The following is a 25,018-nucleotide window of genomic DNA, read 5'->3' as shown; positions in this document are numbered from 1 at the left end:
GGTCTGCTACTCGCCGCACCGACGCTTTGCGAGACGGGACTTTCACCCGTTGGAGTGGCGCAGCTGGCCAAGGTACACCCTCCCCCATCGGGGATCAATTGTTCCTTCGCTTCACGACGCACCATGGACCGTATTGTAGAAAGCCGGACCTGCGGGCGCCGCCGGATGGGACAATTGGGGTTTTGCCGCCGGGGTATTCAGGCAGCAGTTGCCCCTCAATTTAGAACAGCAGATTTTGTCTATCCAGCACATTCTTCAGGAAATCTTTGGTTACCGTGAGTTCCGTGGGCCGCAGCAATCGATCATCGAGCACACGGTGGCCGGCGGCGATGCACTGGTGCTGATGCCCACCGGCGGCGGCAAATCGCTGTGTTACCAGATTCCGGCCATTGCGCGCCAGCGCCGGGGCCTGGGCATCACGCTGGTGATTTCGCCGCTGATCGCCTTGATGCACGACCAGGTGGGGGCTTTGCTGGAAGCCGGCGTCAGTGCCGCTTTTCTCAACTCCACCCTGAGCGGCGACGAGGCCTACCAGGTGGAACAGCGTCTGCTGCGCGGCGACCTGACCTTGCTCTACGCGGCGCCCGAGCGGGTCACCACGCCGCGTTTTCTGGCGCAGCTCGACTCCCTGCACCAGCGCGGGCAATTGAGCCTGTTCGCCATCGACGAGGCGCATTGCGTCAGCCAGTGGGGCCACGACTTCCGGCCCGAATACCGGGCCCTCACGGTCTTGCATGAGCGCTACGCCAGCGTGCCGCGGATGGCGCTGACCGCCACCGCCGACACCCTGACCCGCGCCGACATCCTGGAGCGCCTGCAGTTGCAAGACGCACGCCAGTTTGTCAGCAGCTTTGACCGGCCCAACATCAGCTACACCATCGTCGAAAAGCGCGACGCCACGCAGCAATTGCTGCGCTTCATTTCCGGCGAGCACCTGGGCGACGCCGGCATCGTCTACTGCCAGTCGCGCAAGCGGGTGGAGGAAGTGGCCAATCTGCTGTGCGATGAGGGCATTGCCGCCCTGCCCTACCACGCCGGCCTCGACAACAAGGTCCGGCAAGCCAATCAGGACCAGTTTCTGCGCAGCGAGGGCATCGTGATGGTCGCCACCATCGCTTTCGGCATGGGCATAGACAAGCCCGACGTGCGTTTTGTGGCGCACCTGGACATGCCGAAAAACATCGAGGGCTATTACCAGGAGACCGGCCGTGCCGGGCGCGACGGCGAGCCGGCCGACGCCTGGATGTGCTACGGCCTGCAAGACGTGGTGAACCAGCGCCGCATGATCGACGAGAGCCCGGCCGAGGAAGCATTCAAACAGGGCTTGCGCGGCAAGCTCGACGCCTTGCTGGGCCTGAGTGAGGCCACCGATTGCCGCCGGGTGCGTCTGCTGGCCTATTTTGGCGAAGCCAGTCGGCCTTGCGGAAACTGTGATAACTGCTTCAGCCCGCCGGCGGTGTGGGACGGCACCGATGCGGCGCGCAAGCTGCTCAGCACCATCTACCGGGTGCAGCAGAGGGACGGCATCAGTTATGGCGCGGTTCACATCAGCGATATTCTGCGCGGCAAAAACACCGAGAAGATTTTGCAGCGTGGCCATCAGAGCCTCAGCACTTTCGGTCTTGGCGCGGATTTCAGCGAACAGCAGTTGCGCGGCGTGCTGCGCCAGTTGATCGCCATCGGCGCCGTCACGGTCGATGCCCAGGCCTTCAACACCTTGCAACTGACCGATGCCTCGCGCGCCGTACTCAAGGGCGAGGTGGCGGTGCAGTTGCGCCAATCGGTCTCGACCCCCGCCGCGCGCAAAGCCAAACGCGCCGGCACCAGCGCTGCGGTCAAGCTGCCGGCCGCGCTGGATCTTCCGGCGCAGGAGCGCTACCTGGCGCTGAAAGCCTGGCGCGCCGAGGTCGCGAAAGAACACAACCTGCCGGCCTATGTGATTTTTCACGACGCCACGCTGGCGGCCATCGCCCAGCGCGCGCCGCAGTCGCTGGACGACCTGCAAGGCATCAGCGGCATCGGTGCGAAAAAGCTGGAAGCTTATGGGCAGCAGGTGCTGCGGGTGATGGCTGCTGAGTAGCAAGCTGCCGGTCAACCGGCGCCGGCAAGGGCATTGCCGGATCGGTAACATGACGGTTTGAACGCAGAAAAGGCAGCCTTCATGGCAAAGATCCAGGACCCGGCAAAAGGGCAGCGCGTGGCACTGATTACCGGCGCCAACACCGGCATCGGGCGCGTCACCGCACGTGAGCTGGCCAAACAAGGCGTGCACGTCTTCGTCGCCTGCCGCTCGAAAGAGCGCACGCAGCCGCTGCTGGACGAGGTCCGCGCCGTGGCGCCGGGCGCCAAAGTCGAATGGCTGGCGCTGGACCTGACCCGCTTCGAGTCGATCCGGCGCTGCGCCCAGACTTTTCTGGCGCGCGGCCTGCCGCTGCACCTGTTGATCAACAACGCCGGTCTGGCCGGCGCCAAAGGCCTGACCCAGGACGGTTTCGAGTTGGCCTTCGGCGTCAATCATCTGGGTCATTTTTTGCTCACAAAATTGCTGCTGGAGCGTATCCAAAGCTCGGCCCCGGCACGCATCGTCACGGTGGCCAGCCGGGCGCACCGCCAGGCGCCGGGTATTGACTGGCAAGCGCTGCGCCAGCCGACCAGGACCGCTTCCGCCATTGCCGAGTACGGCGTCTCCAAGCTGGCCAACATCCTGTTCAGCGCCGAGCTAGCGCGCCGGCTCCAGGGCAGCGGCGTGACGACCTATTCGCTGCATCCCGGGGTGGTGGCGTCGGATGTCTGGCGCAGCGTGCCGTGGCCGCTGCGCACTGTCATCAAACTATTCATGCTCTCGCCGGAACAAGGCGCCGCCACCACGCTCCACTGCGCCAACAGCGACAGCCTCGCTGCCGAGAGCGGGCTTTACTACGACGCCTGCCGTGTCAAAGTGCCCAGCAAGCTGGCGCAGGACCCGGCCCTGGCCGCCGAGCTGTGGAAAGTCAGCCAGGACTGGGTACGCGAAGCGGTTTAGGCCCTAGCGCAGTCCGGCGCGCCAGGCCCGCAGGAAGGCCTGCACCTCTGGCGCGGGGCGCTGCGGCTCCTTCCAGTATTCGCTGCAATCGCTCTTGCGGCCTAACAGCTTCATGTTGACCAGCTCGCGGCGCAAGGTGGCCTGGTCACCAAAAGTGTGAAAAGCGTTGCTGATGGCGTTGACTTCCTTCTCGGTGTAGCGCCGGTGGGCGACAAACTGTGTCCACAAGGCCCACATGGTCATTTGCTGCACCGAGAGCTTGTTGGGCAAGCGAACCAGCCGGCCGGCGGCGTCGAATTGCAGCAAGGCTTTGCGCGCCGTCGTTGACAGGGTGGACAAGTCCAGCGCATCGCCTTTCTGCGCCGCCACCGGCACATCGCCCGGGACGGCCGCCGCCGGTGCCGCCAACGCCGTCTTTTTCAGGGTGGCGAAGTTGCGCAGACCGACCGCGCGTGCCAGCAGGTTGAGCAACTCAACGTGCGAGGGCGGCGCCTTGCCGGCCGCATGGCGCTGGTCCAGAAGGTTCTTCAGGGTTTTGCCAAACGCCGATACGTCGGGCGTGGCCAAGGGAACAAGCAATCGTGTCATCAACATTCCTCATGTGCCTTGGGCTCAAGGATGAGTGCTGGGGTTGCCGCTTGCAGCGTAGGTACACAGAACATGTCAAGTGCTTGCGAAGGTAGGCAGGTTTAGCGTGAGCACAGGGCTCCGGCAACGCCTGGGTGAACTGTTGACCCGGGCGAGAGTATAACGGCAGCCTTTGGCGTGGCTTAAGGTGCCGCGCCGCCGTCCGTCCAGCCGCCGCCCAGCACGCGGTACAGCGTGACCTGGTTTTGCAGGTACTGGGTTTGCGTCTGCACCTGAGCCTGCTGCGCGCTGAACAAGGAGCGCTGGGCATCCAGCACGTCCAGATAGCTGGCAGCGCCGTTGCGGTAGCGCAGCTCGGCCAGCCGGTAGCGGTCCTGCTCGGCCAGCAACTGGGCCTGCTGGGCGCGCAATTGCTCGCCCAGCGTGGCGCGGCCCGCCAGGGCATCGGCAACTTCCCGGAACGCCGACTGGATGGCACGCTCATATTGCGCCACGGCGATGTCGCGATTGACCTCGGAGAGCTTCAGGTTGGCCTGATTGCGGCCGGCGTCGAAGATCGGTTGCAGCAACTGCGGCGCAAAACTCCAGGCCAGACCATTGCTGAACAAGGCGCTAAGCTCGCTGCTGGCGCCACCCAGGCTGCCGGTCAGCGTGATCCGGGGGAAGAAGGCGGCGCGCGCGGCGCCGATGCTGGCGTTGGCGGCAATCAGCTGCTGCTCGGCCTGGCGCACGTCGGGGCGGCGCACCAGCACCTGGGACGGCAGGCCGATGGGCAGTTCCGGCATGCCGGCGGCCACCGTGATCGGCAGTCCCGGCGGCAATTCATTGGGCAAGGACTGCCCCAGCAACAGCACCAGCGCGTTCTCGTCGAGCGCACGTTGACGCGTTGCCTGCGCCAGCGTGACGCGCGCCGATTCCAGCAGCGACTGGGCTTGGCGCAGGTCGATCTGCGAACTCGCGCCATTGTCAAAACGCAGTTTGATCAGGCGGTAGGAATCCTCGCGCGTAAGCAGCGTCTGCTTCGTCACGCGCAGCAGTTCTTCGTCGCCCTGCAGCGCAAAGTAGCCGTTGGCAACGGCCGCCAGCAAGCTGATCTGCACCGCCTTGCGCGCTTCCTCGGTCGCCAGGTACTGCGCCAGGGCGGCATCGGTCAGGCTGCGCACGCGCCCGAACAGATCCACTTCATAGGCCGTGACCAGCACGCCGGCGCTGTAGCTGCTGGCGATGCCGCCGGCCGCTGTCGGCAGGCGCGAGCCGCTGACTCCGGCGTTGACGGTGGGCCACTGGTCGGCGCGCCGCAGGTCGAACTGCGCGCGCGCCTGCTCGATGTTGAGCAGCGCCAGGCGCAGGTCGCGGTTGTTTTGCAGCGCCAGCGCAATCAGTTTTTTGAGGCGGGCATCGGCAAAGAATTTCTGCCACTCGACAGACGACGCCGCTGCCGGGTCCGGCGCGGCCGTGACGACACCCGGGAAGCTGGCTGCCACCGGCGGCGCCGGCCGCTCCAGGGTCGGCGCCATGGAACCACAGCCGCCCAGTGTCAAGGCCAGCAGCAAAGCGCCCGCTTGGCGCGGCCGGAAGGTTCCGGTGTGAGACATGCGCTGGCTCATGGCTTGGCCTCCGTCGCGGCCGGCAGCGCCGGCGTGTCGTCATTGCTTTCGTGGGCGTATTTGCGACGCTGGCGTTCGCTGCCCTTGAACATGCGCCGCACCACGACGAAGAACAGGGGTACGAAAAAGACCGACAGCGAGGTGGCGGAGATCATGCCGCCCATGACGCCGGTGCCGATGGCATGCTGGCTGGCGGAACCGGCGCCCGACGCCACCACCAGCGGCAACACGCCCAGGATGAAGGCCATGGAGGTCATCAGGATCGGCCGAAAACGCATGTGCGCCGCCTCCAGTACCGCATCCACCAGGCTGCGGCCCTGCGCATGCAGGTCTTTCGCAAATTCGATGATCAAGACCGCGTTTTTCGCCGACAGGCCGATGATGGTGATCAGACCGACCTTGAAGTAGACGTCGTTTTCCAGCCCGCGCAAGCTGGTCGCCAGTGTCACGCCCAGCACGCCCAGCGGCACCACCAGAATCACGGCGAACGGGATCGACCAGCTCTCGTAGAGCGCCGCCAGGCACAGGAACACCGCCAGCAGCGAGAAGGCAAACAGGATGATGGCGGTGGAGCCGGAGAGTTTCTCCTCGCGCGACTGGCCGGTCCACTCATACGCGAAACCGGGCGGCAACTGGCCCGCCAGCCGTTCCATCTCGGCCATCGCCGCGCCGGTGCTGTTGCCCGGTGCCGGCTCGCCGGCGATGCGCATGGTCGGGTAACCGTTGTAGCGGATGGTCTGCATGGCACCGGTGACCCACTGCGTGCTGGCAAAGGCCGACAACGGCACCGGCTGGCCTGCGGCATTCATCGCGTTGATTTTCAGCAGATCCTCCGGCTGCATGCGGGACGGCGCGTCGGCCTGCACCACCACGCGTTGCACCCGACCGGCATTCGGGAAGTCGTTGACGTAGGAGGAGCCTAGCGCGGTCGAGAGCGAGGTATTGATGGCGCTGAAACTGACACCCAGAGCGCTGGCCTTGTCGCGGTCGATGTTGAGTTGCAGTTGCGAGGCGTCTTCCAGACCGTCCGGGCGCACTGCCGTCAGCACCTTGCTTTGCGCCGCCAGACCCAGCAACTGGTTGCGCGCCGCCACCAGCGCGGCATGGCCGTTGCCGCCGCGGTCCTGTAGGCGCAGGGCGAAACCGTTGGCGCGGCCCAGCTCGGGGATCGGCGGCGGACTGACCGGGAAGATGATGGCGTCGCGAATCCGCGACAGCGCGCCAAAGGCGCGACCCACCAGGCCCTGCGCCGACTGCCCGGCTCCGGCGCGGTCATGCCAGTCCTTGAGGGTGATGAAAGCCAGACCGGTGTTCTGGCCGCTGCCGGCAAAACTGAAGCCCAGGATGCTGACCATGCTCTCGATTTCGGGCTGCTTGAGCATGAATTCTTCCACCCGGTTCATGACGCCGCCGGTGCGGTTCACGGTGGCGCCGGGCGGCAACTGGACATTGACCAGCATGATGCCCTGGTCTTCATTGGGCAGGAACGACGTGGGCAGCCGGCCCAGCAGCAGGATCACCGCGGCGATGATGGCGACGTAGAGGATCAGGAAGCGCCCGGTTTTTTTCAGCAGCCGCGCGACCCAGTTTTCATAACCCTTGGCAGTGCGTGAGAAGCCGCGGTTGAACCAGCCGAAGAAGCCGCTCTTGGCATGGTGGTGGCCGGCCTCCACCGGTTTGAGCAGCGTGGCGCACAGCGCCGGCGTGAACGACAGCGCCATGAAGGCCGAGAACAGGATCGAGCTCAGCATCACCACCGAGAACTGGCGGTAGATGTTGCCGACCGAGCCGCTGAAGAAGGCCAGCGGCACGAACACCGACACCAGCACCACCGTGACGCCGATGATGGCGCTGGAAATCTGACCCATCGCCTTGCGCGTGGCGGCCAGCGGCGACAAGCCCTCGGTGCTCATGATGCGCTCGACGTTTTCCACCACCACGATGGCGTCGTCGACCACGATGCCGATCACCAGCACCATGCCGAACATGGTCAGCACATTGATCGAGAAGCCCAGCGTCTGCAGCACCGCGAAGGTGCCCATCAGCGCGATCGGCACCACCAGCGTCGGGATCAGGGTGTAGCGGAAGTCCTGCAGGAACAGGTACATCACCAGGAACACCAGTATCACCGCTTCGATCAGGGTTTCAATCACCTGGCGGATCGAGATCTCGACAAAGCGCGAACTGTCGAACGGGATGACCGCCGTCACGCCCGGCGGGAAATAAGGCGACAGTTCCTGCAGGCGCTTCTTGACCGCCTTGGCCGTGGCCACCGCGTTGCCGGTCGGCGACAGTTGCACGCCGATGCCGGTGGAGGCCTTGCCGTTCAGGCGCGACTGCGTGCTGTAGGACTGGGCGCCCAGTTCCACCCGTGCCACATCTTTCAGCCGCACCGTGGAGCCGTCGGCGTTGGCGCGCAGCACCACGTTCTCGAACTGCTGCGACGAAGTCAACTGGCCCTTGACGATGACGGTGGCGAAGATGGACTGCCCCGGCACGTTGGGCAGGTCGCCGATGGTGCCGGAGGCCACTTGCGCGTTCTGCGCTCCAATGGCCGCAATCACATCGTTCGAGGACAAGCGGTAGCCGACCAGCTTGGCCGGGTCGATCCAGACGCGCATGGCGCGCTCGGTGCCGAACAGTTGCGCCTGGCCGACGCCGGGGATGCGCTGGATCTCGGGCAGCACGTTGCGCGCGGCATAGTCGCCCAGCGCCACCGGGTCCAGCGCCGGGTCGCTGCTGGAGAGAATGGTGAACAGCAGGAAATTGCTGCGCGCCTTGTCGACCCGCACGCCTTGTTGCGTCACCGCTTGCGGCAGGCGCGGCGCGGCGCGGCTGAGCCGGTTTTGCACGTCGACCTGCGCCAGGTCGGGGCTGGTGCCGGGCTCGAAGCTCAGGGTGATGGAGCCGGAACCGTCGGCCTGCGCCACCGATTCGACGTAGATCAGCCCGGGCGAGCCGTTCATCTCGCGCTCAATGACGCTCAGCACGCTGTCTTCCAGGGTTTGCGCCGAGGCACCGGGGTAGGCGGCCGAGACGATGATGGACGGTGGCGCCACCGAGGGGAACTGCGCCACCGGCAATTGCGTGATGGAGACCCCACCCAGCATCACGATAAAGAGTGCGATGACCCAGGCAAAAATGGGCCGGTCGATAAAAAATTGGGCCATGCCGCGCCCCTTACGATCGAGCTGCGGAAGCCGCTGCCGAGGCCGGCGCGGACGCGGGACCAGCCGCTGTCCACGGCACCGGCTTGGCGCGCGCCTTGCCCTGCAACTTCTGGAAGCCGTCGACCACCACCTGTTCGCCGGCCTTGAGCCCCTCCAGCACCACCCACTGACCGTCCTTGGCGGCACTGACTTTCACGGCGCGGCTGCCGACGCTGCCGTCGGCCGCCACCACCTTGACGCTGTCGCCTTGCGACGAGCGTTCCACCGCCTGCTGCGGCAACAACATGGCGGCGCTGGCGGCGGCCTGTTCAAGCCGGGCCCGCACGTACATGCCGGGCAGCAAGACCCCCTTCGGATTGGGCACTTCCGCGCGCAAGCTGATCTGCCCGGAGCTCGGGTCGACCGACAGGTCGGAGAACAACAGCCTGGCCGGCAGCGGGTAGACACTGCCATCGTCCAGCACGATGCGCACCGCGGCGGCCTCCTTGCCGCCGGCGCTCTTCAACTGGCCGCTGGCGATCGCGGCGCGCAGGCGCAGCACGTCGGCCACCGGTTGCGTGACGTTGACGTACATGGGGTCGATTTGCTGCACCAGCGCCAGCGGCGTGACCTCGCCCTGCCCGACCAGCGCGCCCTCGGTCACCAAGGCCCGGCCGATGCGCCCGGCTATGGGCGAATTGACAGCCGCATAGCCCCGGTTGATCTGCGCCGTCTGCACCGCCGCCTTGCCGGCCGCGACATCGGCCTCGGCCTGTTTTTGCGCCGCCACGGCGACTATGAAATCCTGCTGGCTGATGGCATTGGCTTCGACCAGCGGCTTGTAGCGCTCGGCTTGCGCCTGTGCTTGCATCAGGTTGGCCTGGGCGCGCGCCAGGGCGGCCTGGGCGCTGGCCAGCGCCGCGCTGTAGGGCGCGGCGTCGATCTGGAACAGGGGCTGGTCGGCTTTGACCTCGCTGCCTTCGCGAAACAACTGGCGCTGCAAAATGCCCGCCACCCGGGCCCGCACCTGGGCCACGCGGGAAGCCTCGGTTCGGCCGGGCAGTTCGGTCAGCAGGCCCACCGTGGTGGCCGTGACCGTGACAACGCCGACTTCGACCGGCGGCGGCGCGCTGGGCGCCGGTGGGGTAGCCGCCGGTCCGCAGGCCGCCAGCCAGGCTGCCGCAACCGGGCCAGCCAACAGGGCGCGCCGGCGCGCCGAAAAAGCAAAACCCTTCATGACATATTGCCACGCAACCATGGAGAACCTTTCGAAGAGGCAAATCCGGGCCAGGCGCCTGGCCACGGAAAATACTGCTGCCAAGACAGCGCTTGCGCAGCAGCAATAATGAATCGGACGTAGTGTAATAGGCCTGTCGCAGGGTTGCTGGTGGCCAGCCATTGCCGGGCGCCGCCGGCGCCTGACGCCAGCCCCGCCTACTTGTCCATGGCGCCGATGTGGGATTGTCAGTCGGCGCGGGTTCCGGTCGCCGGCCCGGCAGGGGCCTGCGGCACGGTCGTCAGTTGTTCAGGATCAACTGCAGGATGATGCCGGTGGCAATGGCCACCAGAAGGTAGTCGCTGCCGGATTGAACCCAGTGGTAACCGCGCGGCGGTGCGCTCAGGCCATGGCCGTGCCAGTCATCGACCACATAGTTTCTATGCCGGTACTGGGGCGGCAAACGGTCGCCGCGGCGAAATTGGTGGTCCGGGCCGGCGCCGCGCTCGTCCCAGCGCTGGTCGTTGCCACGCCGGTCGCGACGCTGATCGTTGCGCTCGCGGTCCTGGCCTTGATACTGGTTCGGCTGGCGCGCCCGGTCGTCGCGGCGATCTTGCGGGCGCTGGTGCTGTGCCCGCTCCTTGAGGTCGGCGTCTCTTTGCGTCTCGTAGGTACTGGCTTGAGCGAAGACGGACCCGCCAACGGCCATGGACAGGGCCACGATGGCGCAAACAACGGCTTTGATTTTCATGTTCGACTCCTTACGGTTGGCAGGTTCATGATTCGTCGCAGGCAGATCGTATCGTGCCATGCACAGCGCCTATTCAGTGTAGTGGCGAGACGCCGTTGGCACTTGATAAAGCGCAAACCAGGTCATCGCCGGCCAATCGCGCGTCTGCCTCAGTTGCCAAGCCCCACTCTGTTGAGCAGGGGCTGCCAGCGCGGATCGCCGTGCAGGTTCTTCAGCAGCACGTCGATCTTCATCGATGCCATTCCGGCGTCGCGTTGCCGGTAGGCCCGCTCCAGCCATTCGAAGGCCGGGTCGGACTCACCCCGGTAGGCATGCGCTTGGGCAATCTGAAAAGCGGCATCTTTGGCATACTTGGCGATCAGCTTTTGTAGCGCGTCCTCTGACTTCCCGGCTTGTCCGCGCGCATGCTGCGTCAGCACCCAGCCAAGCCAGCGGAAGGTCTCATGCTCTTCCTTGGCAACCTCGGCCAGCGCAGCCTCCGCATGCCCCTGGAGCAATTGCAGACGAGCCAGCCAGTAATGCAGTCTGACGTGTTGCGGGCTGAGTTCCAGCGCGGCAAGATAGGCGCTCCGCGCTTCCTCCAGACGCCCGCTGATGGTCAGTTGCAGCCCCGCGGTGATGTGCGCCTCGACGTTCAACGGGTCCAGTACCAGGACTCTCTTCAGCAAGGCGCCCGCCTCCTCCAGCCGACCCAGGTTCAGCATCAGGGTGACCGCACCGACAATCAATATGGAGTCGTCGGGCGCAAAGTGCAGGGCACGCTGAATGGCGGCTTCCGCCGCCTGCCAGTTCCAGTCGTAGTACATCAGCACGGTGCTTTGGGCCCAAAGACTTTCCGCCACTTCGGGGCCGGCTTCCAATGCCCGTCTGGCGGCTTCCCAGGCGCGCTGGGCACCCTCGGCGATGGGTGCCCAGGCGTTGGCGCTCTGGTGCATGTAGCAAAACGAGAGCGAGGCCCAGGCCAAAGCGAACTCGGGATCATGCTCCAGCGCACTCCTGAAGTGCCCTATCGCCTTGCTCATATCCTCCGCGTTGTAGCGTTTCATAAAGAAAGCGCCCTGCAGATAGAGCCGGTAGGCTTCGGCGCTCCGGCTGCGCCCTTTCACCGCGGCCCGTACTTCCGCCGCCAACTCGCGGCCAGCCAGCGCATCGGAAGATTCGCCCATCAAGGTGGCACGCAATTCCATCACCACGGAACGGGCAATGTCATCCTGCACGGCAAAGATGTCCTCAAGTTCACGGTCGTAGTTCTTCGACCAAAGGTAGGAATCCGTTGCAACCTGGACCAATTGCGCATTGATGCGGACATGCAAACCGGCCTTGCGCACACTGCCTTCCAGGACGGCCGTCACGTTGAGCTTGCGCGCCACCGTCGGAATGTCCACCTTGGCGCCCTTGAAGCTGAACGCGGAAGTCCGGGAGACAACCCGCAGCCCGCGAATCTTCGACAGGACGTTGATCAGCTCTTCCGACAGGCCGTCGGCAAAGTATTCATTCGCCACGTCGTCGCTCAAATTGACGAACGGGAGCACCGCGATCGACGGTGTTTCTTCCGGCGTAGCGGAACCCGTTTCCAGCGCTGCCAATGACTCTTGCGGCAGGTCCCCGGAATCGATCGGCAAGGTGAAGCGATAGCCTCGACCGACCAGCGTCGTTATCGCGCTGGGTCCCAGGATTTTGCGCAAGGTCGAAATCTGCACCTGCAGATTGTTTTCCTCAACCACCAGACCCGGCCAGACCAGATCCAGCAACTCCAGCTTGGATACGACTTGCCCGGCGCGCTCCACCAGCGCCACCAGCAGATCGAAGGCACGCGGCCCCACGCTAACCGCCGCGCCATCGACCAGCAGGCGCTGCGCGGCGGGCTGCAGAACAAAGCGTCCGAAGCGATAAAGATCATTCGACGCGGCGCGTTGAGTGGCCGTCAATGTTGGAACCTCCGCATTGGCGCCAGCGGCTGGAGATTCAGAAGGTTTCAGCAAGGTTTCAGCCCGCTTAAGGACTTGGCTGGCCCGGTAGGCGGAACATACGCCTCATGAAACCGAGAAGCTATCGGAACCGTTGGCCGAAAGGACTTTATCATGAACGCCAAGCCGAACCCCCTGTCGAAGGCCAGCAAAGCCAAGTCGCTGCTGGCCGCCGTGACCATTGCCGTCGGATTGCAGGGTGTGTTGTTGTGGCAGATGAACGAAGTCGCCAGCTCCGGCGCACAAAGTGCGCAGCTGGCGGCACGCGCAGCAGCGCCAGCCACCGGGCCGGCCCAAGCGACGCCAAGCCCGACTACTCTGCTGACGCTGGAACCGGTCATGATCGTCGCGCGCCGGGAGGCCAAAATTTCAGATTGGAAGGTTGCGTCGGTCAACCAACAAGCCGCGAGTTCCGTGGTGGACCGGGCGGCAAACGCCATGTAGAGCGGCAGTCACATCGAATGCAATGAGTTCTCAGGCCCTTCTGGCCAGCTCTGAGCGCTGACGCCAAGCCCTCGCACAAGCGGAGCGCCAAACTTAGGGCGGCGCGGCAACGTCTTTTTTGCCGCAACAGAAGAAAGGGATTCTCATGTTCAAGTTACGCGCAATTTTTGCCTTGCCGCTAGGGCTGCTGCTTGGTCTTTCGGGTTGCGGCGGAGGCAGTTCGACGCCCGCCGTCACACCGGTCATCCAGGGCGCGTACCAAGGCACAAGTTCGAATGGCAAGACCTTGAACGCTTTGGTCCTGGAGGACGGCTCGTTCTGGAATATTTACGGCATTTCGTCCGGCAGCGCCATTTCCGTCCAGGGCGTTGCCACCGGCTCATCGAGCGCCAGCAACGGCGCTTTCACCATTTCCTTCAAAGACTTTTATGCACCGGGTATTTCCCCTGTAACTGGAACTGGCAGCGGGGCTTATTCCGGGTCGAACCTGATTGGAACGCTAAACGAAAACGGCGTCACCGCAAGCCTGAACTTGACGACGCCGGTTAGCACCAACTACAACTACAACACAGCGGCGGATATTGCGTCGATAACAGGCGGGTGGTCGGGTGGCTTATTGGATGGAGAAACCGCCACCGTCAATATTCAGGCGGCCGGAACAGTTACCGGCAGTTCGTCGCTGGGATGTTCTTTTACGGGAACAATAGCTGCTCGACCCAGTGGAAAAAACGTGTTCAATATTTCGCTCACTTTCGGCGCCGCCCCTTGTGCGCTGCCAAATCAAACGGCGTCCGGCGTTGCCTTGACCTATCCGGTGGGCGATGGCAAGAATCAGCTTGTTGGCGGGCTCGTTACGCCGTCACAAACCGCGGCCATTGCTTTCTTTGCCGTGCGTTAAGCCACGCCATGTCTCCACAATTGCTCCGTTACGCGAAGAACGTCGGCTGGCTTCTTGTTCCGGTGCTGCTTTGGAACGCGGTACTTTCCTCTCGGCTACCGAATTCCTTCTCGCCAGAGGTGTTCTGGTTCAACATTCCCGATCTTCTATCTACAACAGAAAACGCCCTTCGAATGGCCGTCTTTGCGCTCCCATTCTTCGCACCGTTTCAGTTGGTCACCAAGTCACAGAAAGTGGGTATCGCCGTTTTTGGCATCGGTCTGACCCTCTACTTCCTCAGTTGGCTCCCCTTAATCGCCGCTCCAGATTCGCACTGGTCGCGGTCGGCGGTCGGCTTTCTCGCCCCTGCCTACACCCCGCTTGTTTGGCTGCTTGGCATGGCTCTTCTAATGCAGCGTCTTCATTGGCAGTCACCCTACCGCTGGTGGTTCTACCTCATCCTGTCCATTGGCTTTGCTACCGCACACATTGCTCATGCGGCCATCGTCTTCACCAGGTTGCCCCATGCCAGTGGCGGCTAGCTCAATTCGTTCGGCTGCATCGGAGATGGCAATGGATCAGTCAGTCAAATTTTGGGACAACATCGCAGAGCGCTATTCGAAACAACCCATTGCCGATGAAGCGGCGTACCAAAAGAAACTGCAGGTCACGCGCGAGTATTTTCGGCCGGACATGGAGGTATTGGAGCTCGGCTGCGGAACCGGGTCGACCGCCATTGCCCATGCGCCTTTTGTGAAACATATTCAGGCGATTGATATCTCGTCGAAAATGATTGAAATCGCCCAAGGCAAAGCGGACACAGAAAATATCAAAAATGTCACTTTCAGGCGCTCGGCCATCGATGACTTCAGCGCGCCCGATCAAACCCTGGATGCCGTGTTGGGGCTCAGCATTTTGCACCTGCTGGACAGCAAGGAGGAGGTCATCGCCAGGGTTCACAAAATGCTCACACCGGGAGGAATTTTCGTCACCAGCACGGCGTGCCTGGGAGACACGATGAAGTATTTCAGGTTTGTTGCGCCCATGGGGAAATTTTTTGGTTTGATGCCCTTGCTCAAGGTCTTTACCACAAGGGAATTGATTACCAGCTTGACCGAAGCCGGTTTTGCGATTGCCCACCAATGGCAACCCGGCAAAAACACGGGCGTGTTTATTGTGGCGAAGAAGGCGCAGTAGGGACGCCTATCCCGAGAATAATGTGTTCCATGAAAGGCACGCTGGTCAGCCGGGCCGTGAGGCAACTCTGTGCCCGATGGGCCTCGTATCCCCGCATGACAAAGCCACCCGTGGCCCCGCCAGCCTCGGCTGTCTACATGGCGGGCGCAGACAGCGCGCAACTGTATACCTTGATCGAGGGAGACCCGCAGCCGCGCGCCGTGGTCTGGTATGTGCTCGGTCCGGAGATCGCCTCCGCGCCTGTCTACCCCAACTTCACCAGGGCGTTGCATCAGGCCGGGTTTGCGACCGCCATCCTGCACCCGCGGGGCACCGGCTACTCCTCGGGCGCTCGCGGCGACATCGAGGACTACGCGCTCTTCCTCGGCGACTACCAGGCGTTTCTCCTCCTGCTGCGCGAGCGCTTCGCGGACAAGCCGCTGTTCCTGCTGGGGCACAGCGCGGGGGCTGCGTTTGCCCTTCACGTTGCAGCGACCTCGAAGGGCGCACTGGCCGGGGTCATCCTGGTGAATCCCGCATACAAATTGACCTACTCCGAAGGAATGGGGCCTTCGTTCGGGGATTATCTCGTCTACGGCGCGAACTACGTTTTCCGTCCTGCGGCGCTGACCGTCGACATGAACAGCAAGCCGTCGGCCGTGAAGAACGACCTTGACCGCGCGCAGGCCTTGGCAATGCAAAGGGGTCCTCTGGTCGTGCGCTACTTCAGCATGCGTTATCTTCTGGCTCAGAGGAAAGTCATGGCTGGCTGTGCCGCGAACATCGCAGTGACCGACGCGCCGGTGCTGCTGGTGCAGGGCGCCACAGACGCGCTGGTCGATCCGAAAGGCAATGACGAACTGCTAGGCGCAGCGAGGAGTACCGACAAGGGGAGGCTTGTCGCAGCCCGTGCGGGACACGGATCGAGCGCGGTCGAGAGCATGATGGCACCGCTCGTCGACTGGTTGTCCAGACGCGTCTGTACCTCCCGCAACTCCGCTGTCTCGCAGACTCCGGTGCCATGAGCGGTGTTGTCGACGATGTTTCGTGGCGTCGCCTGGACGGGGTCGTGGAACGGGTGCTGCGCTGAACGGTGGACGCCGGCACGCACACACCAAGCTCAACCCGTTACCTTGCGCAGCACGGCACGGCCCAGGGCACGGGCTTTTTGCTGCAGCGTAAAGCGCCGGAAGTTGGTCTTGACCACGCCTTCGGTAAACGCCGTGCGTTTGCTGTAATCGATATTCACTTCGACGATCACCGGCTGACCCCTTTGGGCCAAGGCGTTGGCCGCGGCAATTTGCCTGCTCAGGTCGGCATCGCTGTCAATCTTGAAGTAGCCGGCACCGACCGCGCGCGCCACGCCGTCGATAGCGATGGTGTGCAGCACGGTACACGGTTTGCGGTTGTACGGGATCTCCTGCGCCTGCGAAATCTGCGACAGCTCGCCATCGCAAAACACGTAATACACCAGGCCCAACTGGTACTGCGTGGCGGTGATGATTTCCATGCAGGTCATGCGAAAACAGCCGTCGCCGACGATGCAGTTCACCGCCAGGTCGGGGCGCGCCAGCTTGGCACCGATGGCGGCGGGAATGGAATAGCCCATGGCGTTGAAATCGCTGGGCAGGATGCCCGACTTGGCGCTCAGAACGGGCCACAGTTCAGCGGTCAGGTAAGTGTGGTTGCCATCATCCACAACCGTTATGGCATCGGCCGGTGTGGCGGCGCGCAGGGCGTCGAAAAAGCGTGCCGGGTTGACGCGACCTTGGCTGTCGTGGTCGTACCAGGTCTGGCGGTAAGCCTTCTTGTCGGCCGCAATGCGGCCGGCCAAGCCGCCGTCGGCACGCGCTGCCGGCTGGGCCTTGCGCAAGGCGGCCAACAGCTGCGGCAGCAGCACCCTGGCATCACCTTCCAGCGCCACCTGTGCTGGGTAGTTGGCGTTAAACACATGCGGGCAGATATCGACGTGAATCAACTGCGCGGGCACCGTCAGACCAAAGCTGCCGGAGGCAATTTCACCAAACCGGGTGCCAACGGCCAGCAGTACGTCGCAATCGGCAAAAGCATGGCGCGCGGCCGGCACGGCAGACGGCCCGAAGCTAAAACCCGCGTGCAGTGGGTGGCTGGCCGGAAACACCGAGAAGCCTTGCAAGGTGGTGGCCACCGGGGCCTGCAGGTGGTCGGCCATGGCCATTAAGTCGATTGAACAGTCGCGCGCGCCCCAGCCGACGAAGAAACCCGGCTTCCGGGCGTTTTTCAGCAGCGCCACGGCCGCCTCTATCTGGCTCGCTGGCGCCGCTGCCGGCAGGGCCGGGGTGCTCCAGCGCGGCAGTTCGCCCACCTCGTCGGGAAACATCTGCACGTTCATCGGCAACTCGATGAATACCGGGCCGGGTTCCCCCGTGGTGGCCACGCGGTAGGCTTCAAACAGCGTGGAGACCACCTCCCTGGCGTGTTCGATCTTGTAGGTGGCTTTGGTAATGCCCTTCATGAACTGGTGCAAATCCATTTCATGCAACTGGAAATTCCAGTCAATGTCGGTGCGAATGCCGCCGCAAATCACCAGCATCGGCACACCGTCGAGAAAGGCTTCACCAATGCCACTGGCCGCATGCGTCAGGCCCGCCGCGGGCACCACCACCAAGGTGCCTACCGAGTTCGACAGGCGGCTCAGGCCATCGGCCATGAAGGCGGCGCCACCTTCGTGGCTGACCAGCACGGGGGTGATCAAGGCCGAGTTGTTGAGCTCGTCATAAAGCTCGGTGTTGTGCACTCCCGGGATGCCAAAGGTGTAACGGATGCCCAGTTGCTCCAGGGCGTAACGTGCCAGCCATGCGCCAGTTCTTTTCATGCTGCGGTCTCCAAAAAGTGATTCGCCAAGGTGCCCCCCGTCAGGCGCGCGCCAAGCCACGGCCGGCGACGATGGACCGTGCGGCAGCGCGTGCCGTCAGGATACAGCCGGGAAGGAAGGTACCTTCCAGAGAGCGTTTTCCGCAAGCGCCGCCGCCGCCGAATCCGGCCGCCTCGCCGACACAGTACAGGCCTGCCAAAGCGTGGCCTCTGGCATCGAGCACCCGGCTTTGCAGATCGGTCTGCAAGCCGCCCAGACTTTTGCGCGTAATGAGTTGCGTCTGGATCGCCATGAACGGACCGGCCCCCCGCGCTTGCAGCGGTGCCGGCTTGCAGGTGCGCAACTTGTCCGGTCCCCAGTGGCGTGCGTGTTCGATGCGGCGGATCTGCTCGTCGTTGCAGAGTTTGTCACCCAGAGCAAAGTTGGCGTCGAACGCATCGGCCGTTTTTTGCAACACCTCGGGGCGCACATCGTTGGTTCCGGCCAGCGCGTTCATCTTGGCGGCCAATCCGGCCAGCGTATCGTCCAGCAGAAAGTGACGGCTCTCGGAGACCATCTGTTTCACCAACCGGTGATTGCCCAGCAGCGTTTCCTTCAGGAACATCAAGGTCTGATGGTCGCGAATGCGCTGGTTGTGTTCGGCCCCCGACAGGGCCAGCTCCTTGATCGCGATGCGCCAGTTCAGCAAGTGCCAGACATAGGGTTTCTCCAGCGCCGCAACCCGCTGGCACAGTGTGTGCGTGTCAAAGCCGACCACCAGCGGCTCGGGCCCGATGCGTTCCCCCCGGTGGTTCAGCCAGAGCGCCGACTTGCAGGGAATAAGCGACAAGCCGTGGCCTTCAAAGTGAGGCTTGGGATGGGGCACCCCGGCGGCGTAGTTCCACATTTCGCCAGCCTGGGTGATCTGCCCGCCCAGCCCGGCCACCAGGTGATGCAGTCTCCCGTTGGCGTAAGGGTGGGCGCCGTTGAGCATGCTGGCCGGCAGGGGGCGGCCCTTGACCCAGTTGGCGCGGGTTTCTTCCAGGCTGCCATTGAGGCCTCCCATGGCCAGCACCACGGCCGGCGCCGCCAGCTGAACCGCATGACCGGTCGCGTGATTGATCGCATGGGCTCCCACCACCACGCCATGGGTCGACTGCAACGCCAGCACTTCGTGCTGGTGCAGGACCGTCAAGCGATTGCCGGTGTTGGCCTGGTGCATCAATTCGATCATGCGCCGCGTCAGCCGCTGCGAAGTACCCCACACGATGTGGTAGCGCGGCAATGTGTTGCCATTGCCTTGCATGCCGCGCTCGACCCAGTTCACCGCCGGCAGGAAGGTGAGTCCGCTCTCGATCAGCCAGTCGTACACCTGTTCGCGCGAGTGTTCCACATAGTAGGACGCCCACTTGCGGGGCAGCACCTCGTGTTCGCCCAGTTCACCAAAACGCAGCCAGTCGCGGAGCGCAATTTCCGGTGAATCCTTGAGCTTCATGCGGCGCTGCACCGGGGTATCGACCAGCGCCATGCCGCCGAACGCCCACAAGGCCAGGCCGCCCAGACGCTCGGGCGTATCGCGGTCAACCAGGGTCACGCTCTTGCCGCTGCGCAGGCACTCGATGGCCGTCACCAGGCCGGCCAGGCCGCCGCCGATCACCAGCACGTCGGATTGAATGGTGTTCTTCATCGCTGTCTGCTTGCCTTCCATGATGCGGGGATGCGATTGCGGTTGACCCCGGGTGTCCCGGTGCTACGCTGCGCCGTGGCCGGGCTGACAATTGGCAGCCTGCGCAAGGGTCTCCTTTGATAATCTCTCCATGATCCGCCAATCCGGTGCAGCGCAATGTCGGATGCCCGACACAAGACGTAAACATGTCAACTCAAATCAATCCCAAGTCCGATTCGACCGCCCTGACCGTCCCGGGCGGCTGGTTCGCCTCCCTGCCGCAGGCCATGCGCGACGCGCTGCTGGAGAACGCCCAAATCCGGACCCTGGCCGCCGGCCAACGCCTGTTTGCGCGAGGCGACGCGCCGGACGGGATTTACTGCGTACTGACCGGTGTGGTCCGGGTCACGGGCATCACCGATGATGGCCGGGAAGCCATCCTGGCGATGCTGGAGTCGGCGCAATGGTTTGGTGAGATTGCCTTGTTTGACCACGAAGCGCGAACCCATGATGCCTGGGCCGAGTCGGATGCGAAACTGCTCCGGGTGACACAACCCACACTGGAGCGGATGCTGGCCCAGCGACCCGACTACTGGCGGCATTTTGGCCGCCTGCTGACGCAAAAGCTGCGTGCCGTCTTCGTTGCCATGGAGGACATCTTTCTGTTGCCACCGACGACCCGGCTGGCACGCCGACTGCTGAGCATGGCCCAGGGTTATGGCGCCTGGACTGACCGTACCAGCCGCGTGGTTTCCATCTCGCAGGTACAGCTCGGGCTGATGTTGTCGTTGTCGCGCCAGACCGTCAATCTTGCGCTAAAGGAACTGGAACAGGCGGGATCGATTCGCCGCAATCGGGGGTCGATCGAGATCCTGGACTTGCGCAAACTCGAAGCAGCCGGCCCGCTCCTCGCACCCCTCAGTCAGCGCCGCCAAACAGGTCACTGAGCTTCTTTGCTCCATCCGAAGCGGCACTGGGCTTCATCGGAGCGCCCTTCGGATACTCCTCGGCGATTCGGTCCTCCCAGTAGGTGGTCGGGTTGGGGGCGCTGCAAAGCCGCCGATAGACCTCTGGCGGAACCTGCTTGTAGGCCAGGACGGTCTGGTTGTCCCAATGCAGGTCCAGCTGTTGCGATGCGGCGTCGTAGTCGGCCTTCCTGATGCGGCCGTTGCTGAAGGTCTTGGTCGGCATGGCGTTTCGACTTCCCGCAACGCTCAAAGCTCGCGCAGTGCCGTGGCCACCTGCACCCGAGCGGCGCGCATGGCCGGAAACAAACCACCGATGAAGCCGATGGCCAGCGCCCATTGCAAGCCGGTCCAGAGCAGCCCGGGCGTCACACGCAGCTCGAAGCTGAGCTTGCCCACCGAGCCCGCCGCCATGGTCGAGGCGCCATAACCATTGAAGATCAGGTAGGCCGCCAGAGCGCCGATGAGGCCGCCGATCAGCGCCAGCAGCATGGTCTCCAGCATCACCGCCACCACCACCGGCAAGCCGGAAAACCCGATCGCCCGCAGGGTTGCGATCTCCCGGGCGCGCGCCGCGACGGCGGCAAACATGGTATTGAGCGCACCGAACATGGCACCGATGGCCATGATCGCGCCGACCGTGATGCCGATGATGCGCAGCACCTTGCTCACCTGTTCCGACTGCTTGCTAAAGTAGTCGAGCGTGGTGCTGACATCCACCTTGAGCTGCGGGTTCGCATCGAGCGCGTTCTTGAATACAGCGAAGGCCTGCGGGCCGGCCAGACGCACGGTGACGGAGCCCCGGCTGCTGCCGCGGCGGTAGGTGTCGGCGACGACGCTGACGTCACCCCAGATCTCGGATTCCATCGCATCGCCGGACGCGAAGACGCCCACCACCGTCCACTTCTGCGTACCCAGGCGCACCTCCTGGCCGGGCTCCAGGCCGGCGAACTGCCGCGCCGCGCCGCGCCCGACGACGAGTTCGCGCAGGCCGGGCGCGAAGCGCTTCCCGGCGACGATCCTGACCTGCGGCCGCACGGTCCAGGTTTGTTCGCTGACACCACGCAGCTGCACGCTGCCGGTCTCGTCCGGGCCGCCGCCCTTTACCGGCAGATTCGCGGCGACGACAATTTCGTTCGACGCGATCGGCTCGCCCTTGGCATCGCGCGCAATGCCGGGCGCCTGCTGGATCAGCGTCACGCTCTCGCGGTCGAGCACCGAAGCGACTTCGGACGCCGACGCGCCGCGCATCACGATCGCGGTGTCGGTGCTGCCGGTGTTGCGCAGCGTCTCGCTGTAGCCCTCGGCCATCGCAAGCAGCGCGACCAGCACGCCAACGACACCGGCGATGCCGACGACGATGACCGCTGACGCGCCCAGCCGCTGGCGCAAGGTGCTGATGCCCACCACGGCGACCGACTGCGCCTGGCGCCCGCGCCGCGTCAGCAGCAGCCAGGCCGCGAGCAACAGCGCCAACGCAACGGCGCCGGGCCAGGGCAGCATCACCCACCCCGCCATCGCGACCAGCAGGAACAGGAACAACAAGACGTTGATCAACCAGGCCACGCGCTTCTCCTTGTGATGGCTGTTAGCGCCCAGCCAGGGCGTCGACGATGTTCAGCCGCATCGCGTTCCATGCCGGCAAGGCCCCGACCAGAACGCCGATCAGCAGCATCAACGCCAGGCCCAGGCCCCAGCTGCCGGCGCCCACCGGCGGCAGGTTCAGCATGCCGCCGCTGCCGGCGCTGACCGCGGGAATGACAACGCTCGCCAGGGCCAGCCCCAGGATGCCGCCCAGCAGCAACAGCAGCACCGATTCGGCCAGCACCATGGCCAGCACGCTGCGGCCGGAAAAGCCAATCGTCTTGAGCACCGCGATCTCGCTGGTGCGTTCGCGCACCGCCTGCATCATGGTGTTGCCCGACAGCAGCAGCAGCGTGAAAAAGACGGCTCCCATGATGGAACCGACGATCAGGCCGATATCGGCGAGCTGCTTCATCCACGAGGCGGTCGCGGCCTGTTCGGTCTGGGTTCGTGTCTCGTGGTCGGAGTTGGCCGACAGCGCATCGATCGCTTTCGCCACCCGGTCGGCCTGGTTGACGTCGACCACGCGCGTCACGTACCAGCCCACGCTGCCCTGGTTGTAGGGCGTCGTGTCGTCGAAGTATTTCCAGTTGAGCAGGAACATCTGGTCGAAGAAGCCGCCGGTCTTCTTGTCGGTGGCGTGCAGGATGCCGACGATGTCGAACTGCCAGTTCTTGCTGCCGGTCTTGTCGGGGAAGATCTGCGACTGCAGCGGCACGTGGTCGCCGACCTTCCAGCCGTACTTCTGCGCCAGCCGCTCGCCGATCAGCGCGCCGGTGCGCGTCTCGGCGAAGGCTTTTCGCTCGGCCTGGCTGACTGCCACCTCGGGGAAAAGGTCGAGGTAGTTGGGCGCCACCGCGAAGCTGAAAACCTGGTTGTGCGGGTCTTGATAGGCGCCGCCGAACCAGTTGGCGTGCGTCACCGACTTCACGCCGTCGACACGTTCGATCTGCCCAAGCAGCGACTTCGGCAGCGGCTGGATGAACGACAGCTTGGCTCCGGTCTGCAGCCGCGCCGCGCCGTTGGCGCTTTGCCCGGCCTGGCTGAAAGAGCTGCGCACCGCATCGAGCATGCCGAACAGCAGGAAAGCGGTGACGATGGACACCAGCGTCAGCAAGGTGCGCGTCTTGCGCCGGAACAGGGAAGCCCAGATCAGGTGCAGGTACTTCATCGCGGCCTCCTGGAAGAGGTGTCAGTGCGTTGTCGCCGACTCGACCAGACTGCCCTTGTCCAGATGCAGCGTGTGGTTGGCGTACTCGGCGGCCTTGGGATCGTGCGTGACCATCACGACGGTCTTGCCATGCTCGCGGTTCAAGGCGCGCAGCAGGCCCAGAACGTCCTCGGCCGACTGGCGGTCGAGGTCGCCGGTGGGCTCGTCGCAGACCAGCAGCGACGGGTCGGAGACGATGGCGCGGGCGATCGACACGCGCTGTTGCTGGCCACCCGACAACTCGGTCGGCTTGTGGACGGCGCGGTCCGCCAGGCCCACCAGTTGCAGCGCGATCGCGGCGCGCTTCTTGCGCTCGGCGCCCGACAGCTTGGTCAGCAGCAGTGGCAGTTCAACGTTGCGCTGCGCCGACAGCATGGGCATCAGGTTGTAGAACTGGAACACGAAGCCGACCTTGGCGGCGCGCCATTTCGCCAGCGCCGCCGCGCCAAGCTGGTCGATGCGCTGGCCGCCGACGCTGATGCTGCCGCCGGACGGCAGATCCAGCCCGCCGATCAGGTTGAGCAGCGTGGTCTTGCCGGACCCCGACGGGCCCATCAGGGCAATGAAGTCGCCTTCGTCGACGTCGAGGTTGATGTGGTGCAGCACCTCAACCTTTTGTTTGCTACGTTCGTAGACTTTCGAGAGGTCGCGGATTTCGATGAGTTTTCCCATGAGTCGTCCTCTTGATGTGACAGTGGTCAGCGGGTCTCGCCGGCGATTCTAACGTCGGAGCCGTCGTGCAGTGCGGCCGGCGGTGAAAGCACCACCTGCTCACCCGGTTTCACCGCGTCGGGCAGCAATTTCATGGCGCCGAGGTCCCGCGGCGCCGGCTTCACAATGCGTTGTTGCGCCTTGCCGTCGATCACCACGAAGACGACGCTCTGTCCGTCGCGCTGCGCCAGCGCCTGCGGCGGCACCAGCACGCCCTTGGGCGCCGGCGTTGCCGTGGCGGCGGGCTTGGAGCCGAGAAAGGAGACGCGCACGCCGATGTCGGGCACCAGCCGCGGGTCCTTCTGCTCCAGCGCCACGCGCACCTTGATGGTCGCCTTGCCGCGGTCGGCCGTCGGCACGATGGCAATCACGTGCGAGGGCACTTTCCAGTCGGGGTAGGCATCGAGCACCGATTCGGCCGGCATGTCGGGTTTCACCTGGCCGATATAGGCCTCGCTGACGTCGACGTCGACTTCCAGCGAATCCATGTCGACGATGGTGCCAACGCCGGTGCGCGTGAAGCCGCCGCCGGCCGACAGCGGCGAGACGATCTCGCCGACCTGCGCCGCTTTCACGGTGACCACGCCGGAGAACGGCGCGCGCACCACGGTGTAATCGAAGTTGACCTGTGCCTGTGCCAGTTGTGCGCGTGCCGCATCGGCCTCGCGCCGGCGCGCTTCGAGCTGGGCGGCGAAGGTGGCGACCGCGGTGCGCGCCTGCTCGGCCGCCTGCCTGGAGAGCATGCCGCTGGCAGCCAGCTCGTTCTGCCTGCGCGCATCGGCCTCGGCCTGGCTCAATTGGGCTTGCGCCTGGCTTATCTGGGCTTGTGCCGAAAGGATATTGGCCCGCGCCACGTTCAGGCCGGCGCGCAGGCTGCTGTCTTCCAGGCGGGCGATCACCTGGCCCTTCTGAACGTGGTCGCCTTCTTCGATCAAGACCTGGGTCAGCGTGCCGGTGATCTGCGTCGAGACCGTCGCCTGACGCCGCGCCGTGACGTAGCCGGTGGCTTGCAGCACCGCGGCGTTGGACCCGCCCGCGCCCGCTGCCACGGCAGTGGCCGTCTGTACCGCGATGGATCGCACCGACAGGAACCACCAGAGCGCGCCGGCCAGCAGCGCCAGGACCACGGCAACGCCCACGACCGGCCACAACCAGCGTGGCGATCCGCCCTCATCTTCGCGTTGCCGGCCGTCAATGCGCAAGTCGTTCAACAAATTTGCGTCGATTTCAGTTCCCTCCTTGATGCTGCAAC

At 64.4% G+C, this 25,018-nt stretch carries 21 protein-coding genes; 8 read left to right on the top strand and 13 right to left on the bottom strand.

What is annotated here, in order from left to right; genetic code table 11:
• Window positions 1–235 precede the first annotated feature (235 nt).
• Both recQ and PHS32_RS03495 read left to right on the top strand, forming a co-directional pair.
• Window positions 236–2,080 carry a DNA helicase RecQ gene (gene recQ / locus PHS32_RS03500; protein ID WP_301077418.1) on the top strand — a complete coding sequence of 615 codons (1,845 nt, stop codon included), beginning with the start codon at window positions 236–238 and terminating at the stop codon, window positions 2,078–2,080.
• A gap of 81 nt (window positions 2,081–2,161) precedes the next feature.
• Window positions 2,162–3,022, top strand: coding sequence for an SDR family oxidoreductase (locus tag PHS32_RS03495; RefSeq protein WP_301077416.1), 861 nt, complete (start codon window positions 2,162–2,164; stop codon window positions 3,020–3,022).
• Between the two features lie 3 nt (window positions 3,023–3,025).
• On the opposite strand, the gene PHS32_RS03490 is transcribed toward PHS32_RS03495, so the two are convergent.
• The 6 genes from PHS32_RS03490 to PHS32_RS03465 form a co-directional block, all read right to left on the bottom strand.
• The gene (locus PHS32_RS03490) at window positions 3,026–3,610 is read right to left on the bottom strand and encodes a DUF2087 domain-containing protein (protein WP_301077415.1); all 585 of its coding nucleotides are present in this window, start codon (window positions 3,608–3,610) and stop codon (window positions 3,026–3,028) included.
• 182 nt (window positions 3,611–3,792) lie between these two features.
• Entirely contained in the window at window positions 3,793–5,205 is a 1,413-nt protein-coding gene (locus tag PHS32_RS03485) for an efflux transporter outer membrane subunit (RefSeq protein ID WP_301077414.1), read from the bottom strand.
• Window positions 5,206–5,213: 8 nt separating this feature from the next.
• On the bottom strand, window positions 5,214–8,387 hold the full coding sequence (locus PHS32_RS03480) for an efflux RND transporter permease subunit (protein WP_301077413.1): 3,174 nt from the start codon (window positions 8,385–8,387) through the stop codon (window positions 5,214–5,216).
• Window positions 8,388–8,397: 10 nt separating this feature from the next.
• Complete coding sequence (locus PHS32_RS03475) at window positions 8,398–9,603, bottom strand: efflux RND transporter periplasmic adaptor subunit (RefSeq protein WP_301077412.1); 1,206 nt, start codon at window positions 9,601–9,603, stop codon at window positions 8,398–8,400.
• Window positions 9,604–9,883: 280 nt separating this feature from the next.
• The gene (locus tag PHS32_RS03470; protein ID WP_301077411.1) at window positions 9,884–10,333 is read right to left on the bottom strand and encodes an RcnB family protein; all 450 of its coding nucleotides are present in this window, start codon (window positions 10,331–10,333) and stop codon (window positions 9,884–9,886) included.
• Window positions 10,334–10,482: 149 nt separating this feature from the next.
• Window positions 10,483–12,261 (bottom strand): winged helix-turn-helix domain-containing protein, encoded by a 1,779-nt coding sequence (locus PHS32_RS03465; protein ID WP_301077410.1) that lies wholly within the window; start codon window positions 12,259–12,261, stop codon window positions 10,483–10,485.
• A gap of 153 nt (window positions 12,262–12,414) precedes the next feature.
• Between PHS32_RS03465 and PHS32_RS03460 the strand changes: the two genes are divergently transcribed.
• From PHS32_RS03460 to PHS32_RS03440, 5 genes are all read left to right on the top strand, one after another.
• Complete coding sequence (locus PHS32_RS03460; protein WP_301077409.1) at window positions 12,415–12,744, top strand: hypothetical protein; 330 nt, start codon at window positions 12,415–12,417, stop codon at window positions 12,742–12,744.
• 145 nt (window positions 12,745–12,889) lie between these two features.
• Complete coding sequence (locus PHS32_RS03455) at window positions 12,890–13,642, top strand: hypothetical protein (RefSeq protein ID WP_301077408.1); 753 nt, start codon at window positions 12,890–12,892, stop codon at window positions 13,640–13,642.
• Between the two features lie 8 nt (window positions 13,643–13,650).
• Entirely contained in the window at window positions 13,651–14,163 is a 513-nt protein-coding gene (locus PHS32_RS03450) for a hypothetical protein (protein WP_301077407.1), read from the top strand.
• Between the two features lie 31 nt (window positions 14,164–14,194).
• Window positions 14,195–14,818, top strand: coding sequence for a class I SAM-dependent methyltransferase (locus PHS32_RS03445; RefSeq protein WP_301077406.1), 624 nt, complete (start codon window positions 14,195–14,197; stop codon window positions 14,816–14,818).
• A gap of 137 nt (window positions 14,819–14,955) precedes the next feature.
• The gene (locus PHS32_RS03440; RefSeq protein WP_301077405.1) at window positions 14,956–15,822 is read left to right on the top strand and encodes an alpha/beta fold hydrolase; all 867 of its coding nucleotides are present in this window, start codon (window positions 14,956–14,958) and stop codon (window positions 15,820–15,822) included.
• A gap of 95 nt (window positions 15,823–15,917) precedes the next feature.
• Here the strand turns inward: PHS32_RS03440 and PHS32_RS03435 are convergent, their stop codons facing one another.
• Window positions 15,918–17,651, bottom strand: a complete 1,734-nt coding sequence (locus PHS32_RS03435; RefSeq protein WP_301077404.1) for a thiamine pyrophosphate-binding protein — start codon at window positions 17,649–17,651, stop codon at window positions 15,918–15,920.
• Between the two features lie 40 nt (window positions 17,652–17,691).
• On the bottom strand, window positions 17,692–19,317 hold the full coding sequence (locus PHS32_RS03430) for an FAD-dependent oxidoreductase (protein ID WP_301077403.1): 1,626 nt from the start codon (window positions 19,315–19,317) through the stop codon (window positions 17,692–17,694).
• A 185-nt stretch (window positions 19,318–19,502) separates the two neighbouring features.
• Here PHS32_RS03430 and PHS32_RS03425 point away from each other — a divergent pair, with 185 nt between their 5' ends.
• Window positions 19,503–20,243, top strand: coding sequence for a Crp/Fnr family transcriptional regulator (locus PHS32_RS03425; RefSeq protein WP_301077402.1), 741 nt, complete (start codon window positions 19,503–19,505; stop codon window positions 20,241–20,243).
• Here PHS32_RS03425 and PHS32_RS03420 read toward each other — a convergent pair.
• The 5 genes from PHS32_RS03420 to PHS32_RS03400 are packed head-to-tail and all read right to left on the bottom strand — an operon-like array spanning window position 20,215 to window position 24,977.
• The gene (locus PHS32_RS03420) at window positions 20,215–20,487 is read right to left on the bottom strand and encodes a KTSC domain-containing protein (protein ID WP_301077401.1); all 273 of its coding nucleotides are present in this window, start codon (window positions 20,485–20,487) and stop codon (window positions 20,215–20,217) included. The two genes, PHS32_RS03425 and PHS32_RS03420, sit on opposite strands and share 29 nt — an antisense overlap.
• 23 nt (window positions 20,488–20,510) lie before the next feature.
• Entirely contained in the window at window positions 20,511–21,827 is a 1,317-nt protein-coding gene (locus PHS32_RS03415; RefSeq protein WP_301077400.1) for an ABC transporter permease, read from the bottom strand.
• Between the two features lie 22 nt (window positions 21,828–21,849).
• Window positions 21,850–23,016, bottom strand: coding sequence for an ABC transporter permease (locus PHS32_RS03410; protein WP_301077399.1), 1,167 nt, complete (start codon window positions 23,014–23,016; stop codon window positions 21,850–21,852).
• Between the two features lie 21 nt (window positions 23,017–23,037).
• Window positions 23,038–23,727, bottom strand: a complete 690-nt coding sequence (locus tag PHS32_RS03405; protein WP_301077398.1) for an ABC transporter ATP-binding protein — start codon at window positions 23,725–23,727, stop codon at window positions 23,038–23,040.
• A 26-nt stretch (window positions 23,728–23,753) separates the two neighbouring features.
• Window positions 23,754–24,977 (bottom strand): efflux RND transporter periplasmic adaptor subunit, encoded by a 1,224-nt coding sequence (locus PHS32_RS03400; RefSeq protein ID WP_301077397.1) that lies wholly within the window; start codon window positions 24,975–24,977, stop codon window positions 23,754–23,756.
• Between the last annotated feature and the right edge of the window lie 41 nt (window positions 24,978–25,018).

Source organism: Rhodoferax sp. (genome assembly GCF_028714215.1).
Taxonomy (GTDB): domain Bacteria; phylum Pseudomonadota; class Gammaproteobacteria; order Burkholderiales; family Burkholderiaceae_C; genus Rhodoferax.
Note: the sequence above shows the minus strand (reverse complement) of the source record. Positions and strands in the feature narration are given on the sequence as shown.

Coding starts and splice junctions, on each gene's coding strand:
- PHS32_RS03495 (WP_301077416.1), top strand. CDS start 2,162: ATGGCAAAGATCCAGGACCCGGCAAAAGGGCAGCGCGTGGCACTGATT.
- PHS32_RS03490 (WP_301077415.1), bottom strand. CDS start 3,610: ATGACACGATTGCTTGTTCCCTTGGCCACGCCCGACGTATCGGCGTTT.
- PHS32_RS03485 (WP_301077414.1), bottom strand. CDS start 5,205: ATGTCTCACACCGGAACCTTCCGGCCGCGCCAAGCGGGCGCTTTGCTG.
- PHS32_RS03480 (WP_301077413.1), bottom strand. CDS start 8,387: ATGGCCCAATTTTTTATCGACCGGCCCATTTTTGCCTGGGTCATCGCA.
- PHS32_RS03475 (WP_301077412.1), bottom strand. CDS start 9,603: ATGAAGGGTTTTGCTTTTTCGGCGCGCCGGCGCGCCCTGTTGGCTGGC.
- PHS32_RS03470 (WP_301077411.1), bottom strand. CDS start 10,333: ATGAAAATCAAAGCCGTTGTTTGCGCCATCGTGGCCCTGTCCATGGCC.
- PHS32_RS03460 (WP_301077409.1), top strand. CDS start 12,415: ATGAACGCCAAGCCGAACCCCCTGTCGAAGGCCAGCAAAGCCAAGTCG.
- PHS32_RS03455 (WP_301077408.1), top strand. CDS start 12,890: ATGTTCAAGTTACGCGCAATTTTTGCCTTGCCGCTAGGGCTGCTGCTT.
- PHS32_RS03450 (WP_301077407.1), top strand. CDS start 13,651: ATGTCTCCACAATTGCTCCGTTACGCGAAGAACGTCGGCTGGCTTCTT.
- PHS32_RS03445 (WP_301077406.1), top strand. CDS start 14,195: ATGGATCAGTCAGTCAAATTTTGGGACAACATCGCAGAGCGCTATTCG.
- PHS32_RS03440 (WP_301077405.1), top strand. CDS start 14,956: ATGGCGGGCGCAGACAGCGCGCAACTGTATACCTTGATCGAGGGAGAC.
- PHS32_RS03435 (WP_301077404.1), bottom strand. CDS start 17,651: ATGAAAAGAACTGGCGCATGGCTGGCACGTTACGCCCTGGAGCAACTG.
- PHS32_RS03430 (WP_301077403.1), bottom strand. CDS start 19,317: ATGAAGAACACCATTCAATCCGACGTGCTGGTGATCGGCGGCGGCCTG.
- PHS32_RS03425 (WP_301077402.1), top strand. CDS start 19,503: ATGTCAACTCAAATCAATCCCAAGTCCGATTCGACCGCCCTGACCGTC.
- PHS32_RS03420 (WP_301077401.1), bottom strand. CDS start 20,487: ATGCCGACCAAGACCTTCAGCAACGGCCGCATCAGGAAGGCCGACTAC.
- PHS32_RS03410 (WP_301077399.1), bottom strand. CDS start 23,016: ATGAAGTACCTGCACCTGATCTGGGCTTCCCTGTTCCGGCGCAAGACG.
- PHS32_RS03405 (WP_301077398.1), bottom strand. CDS start 23,727: ATGGGAAAACTCATCGAAATCCGCGACCTCTCGAAAGTCTACGAACGT.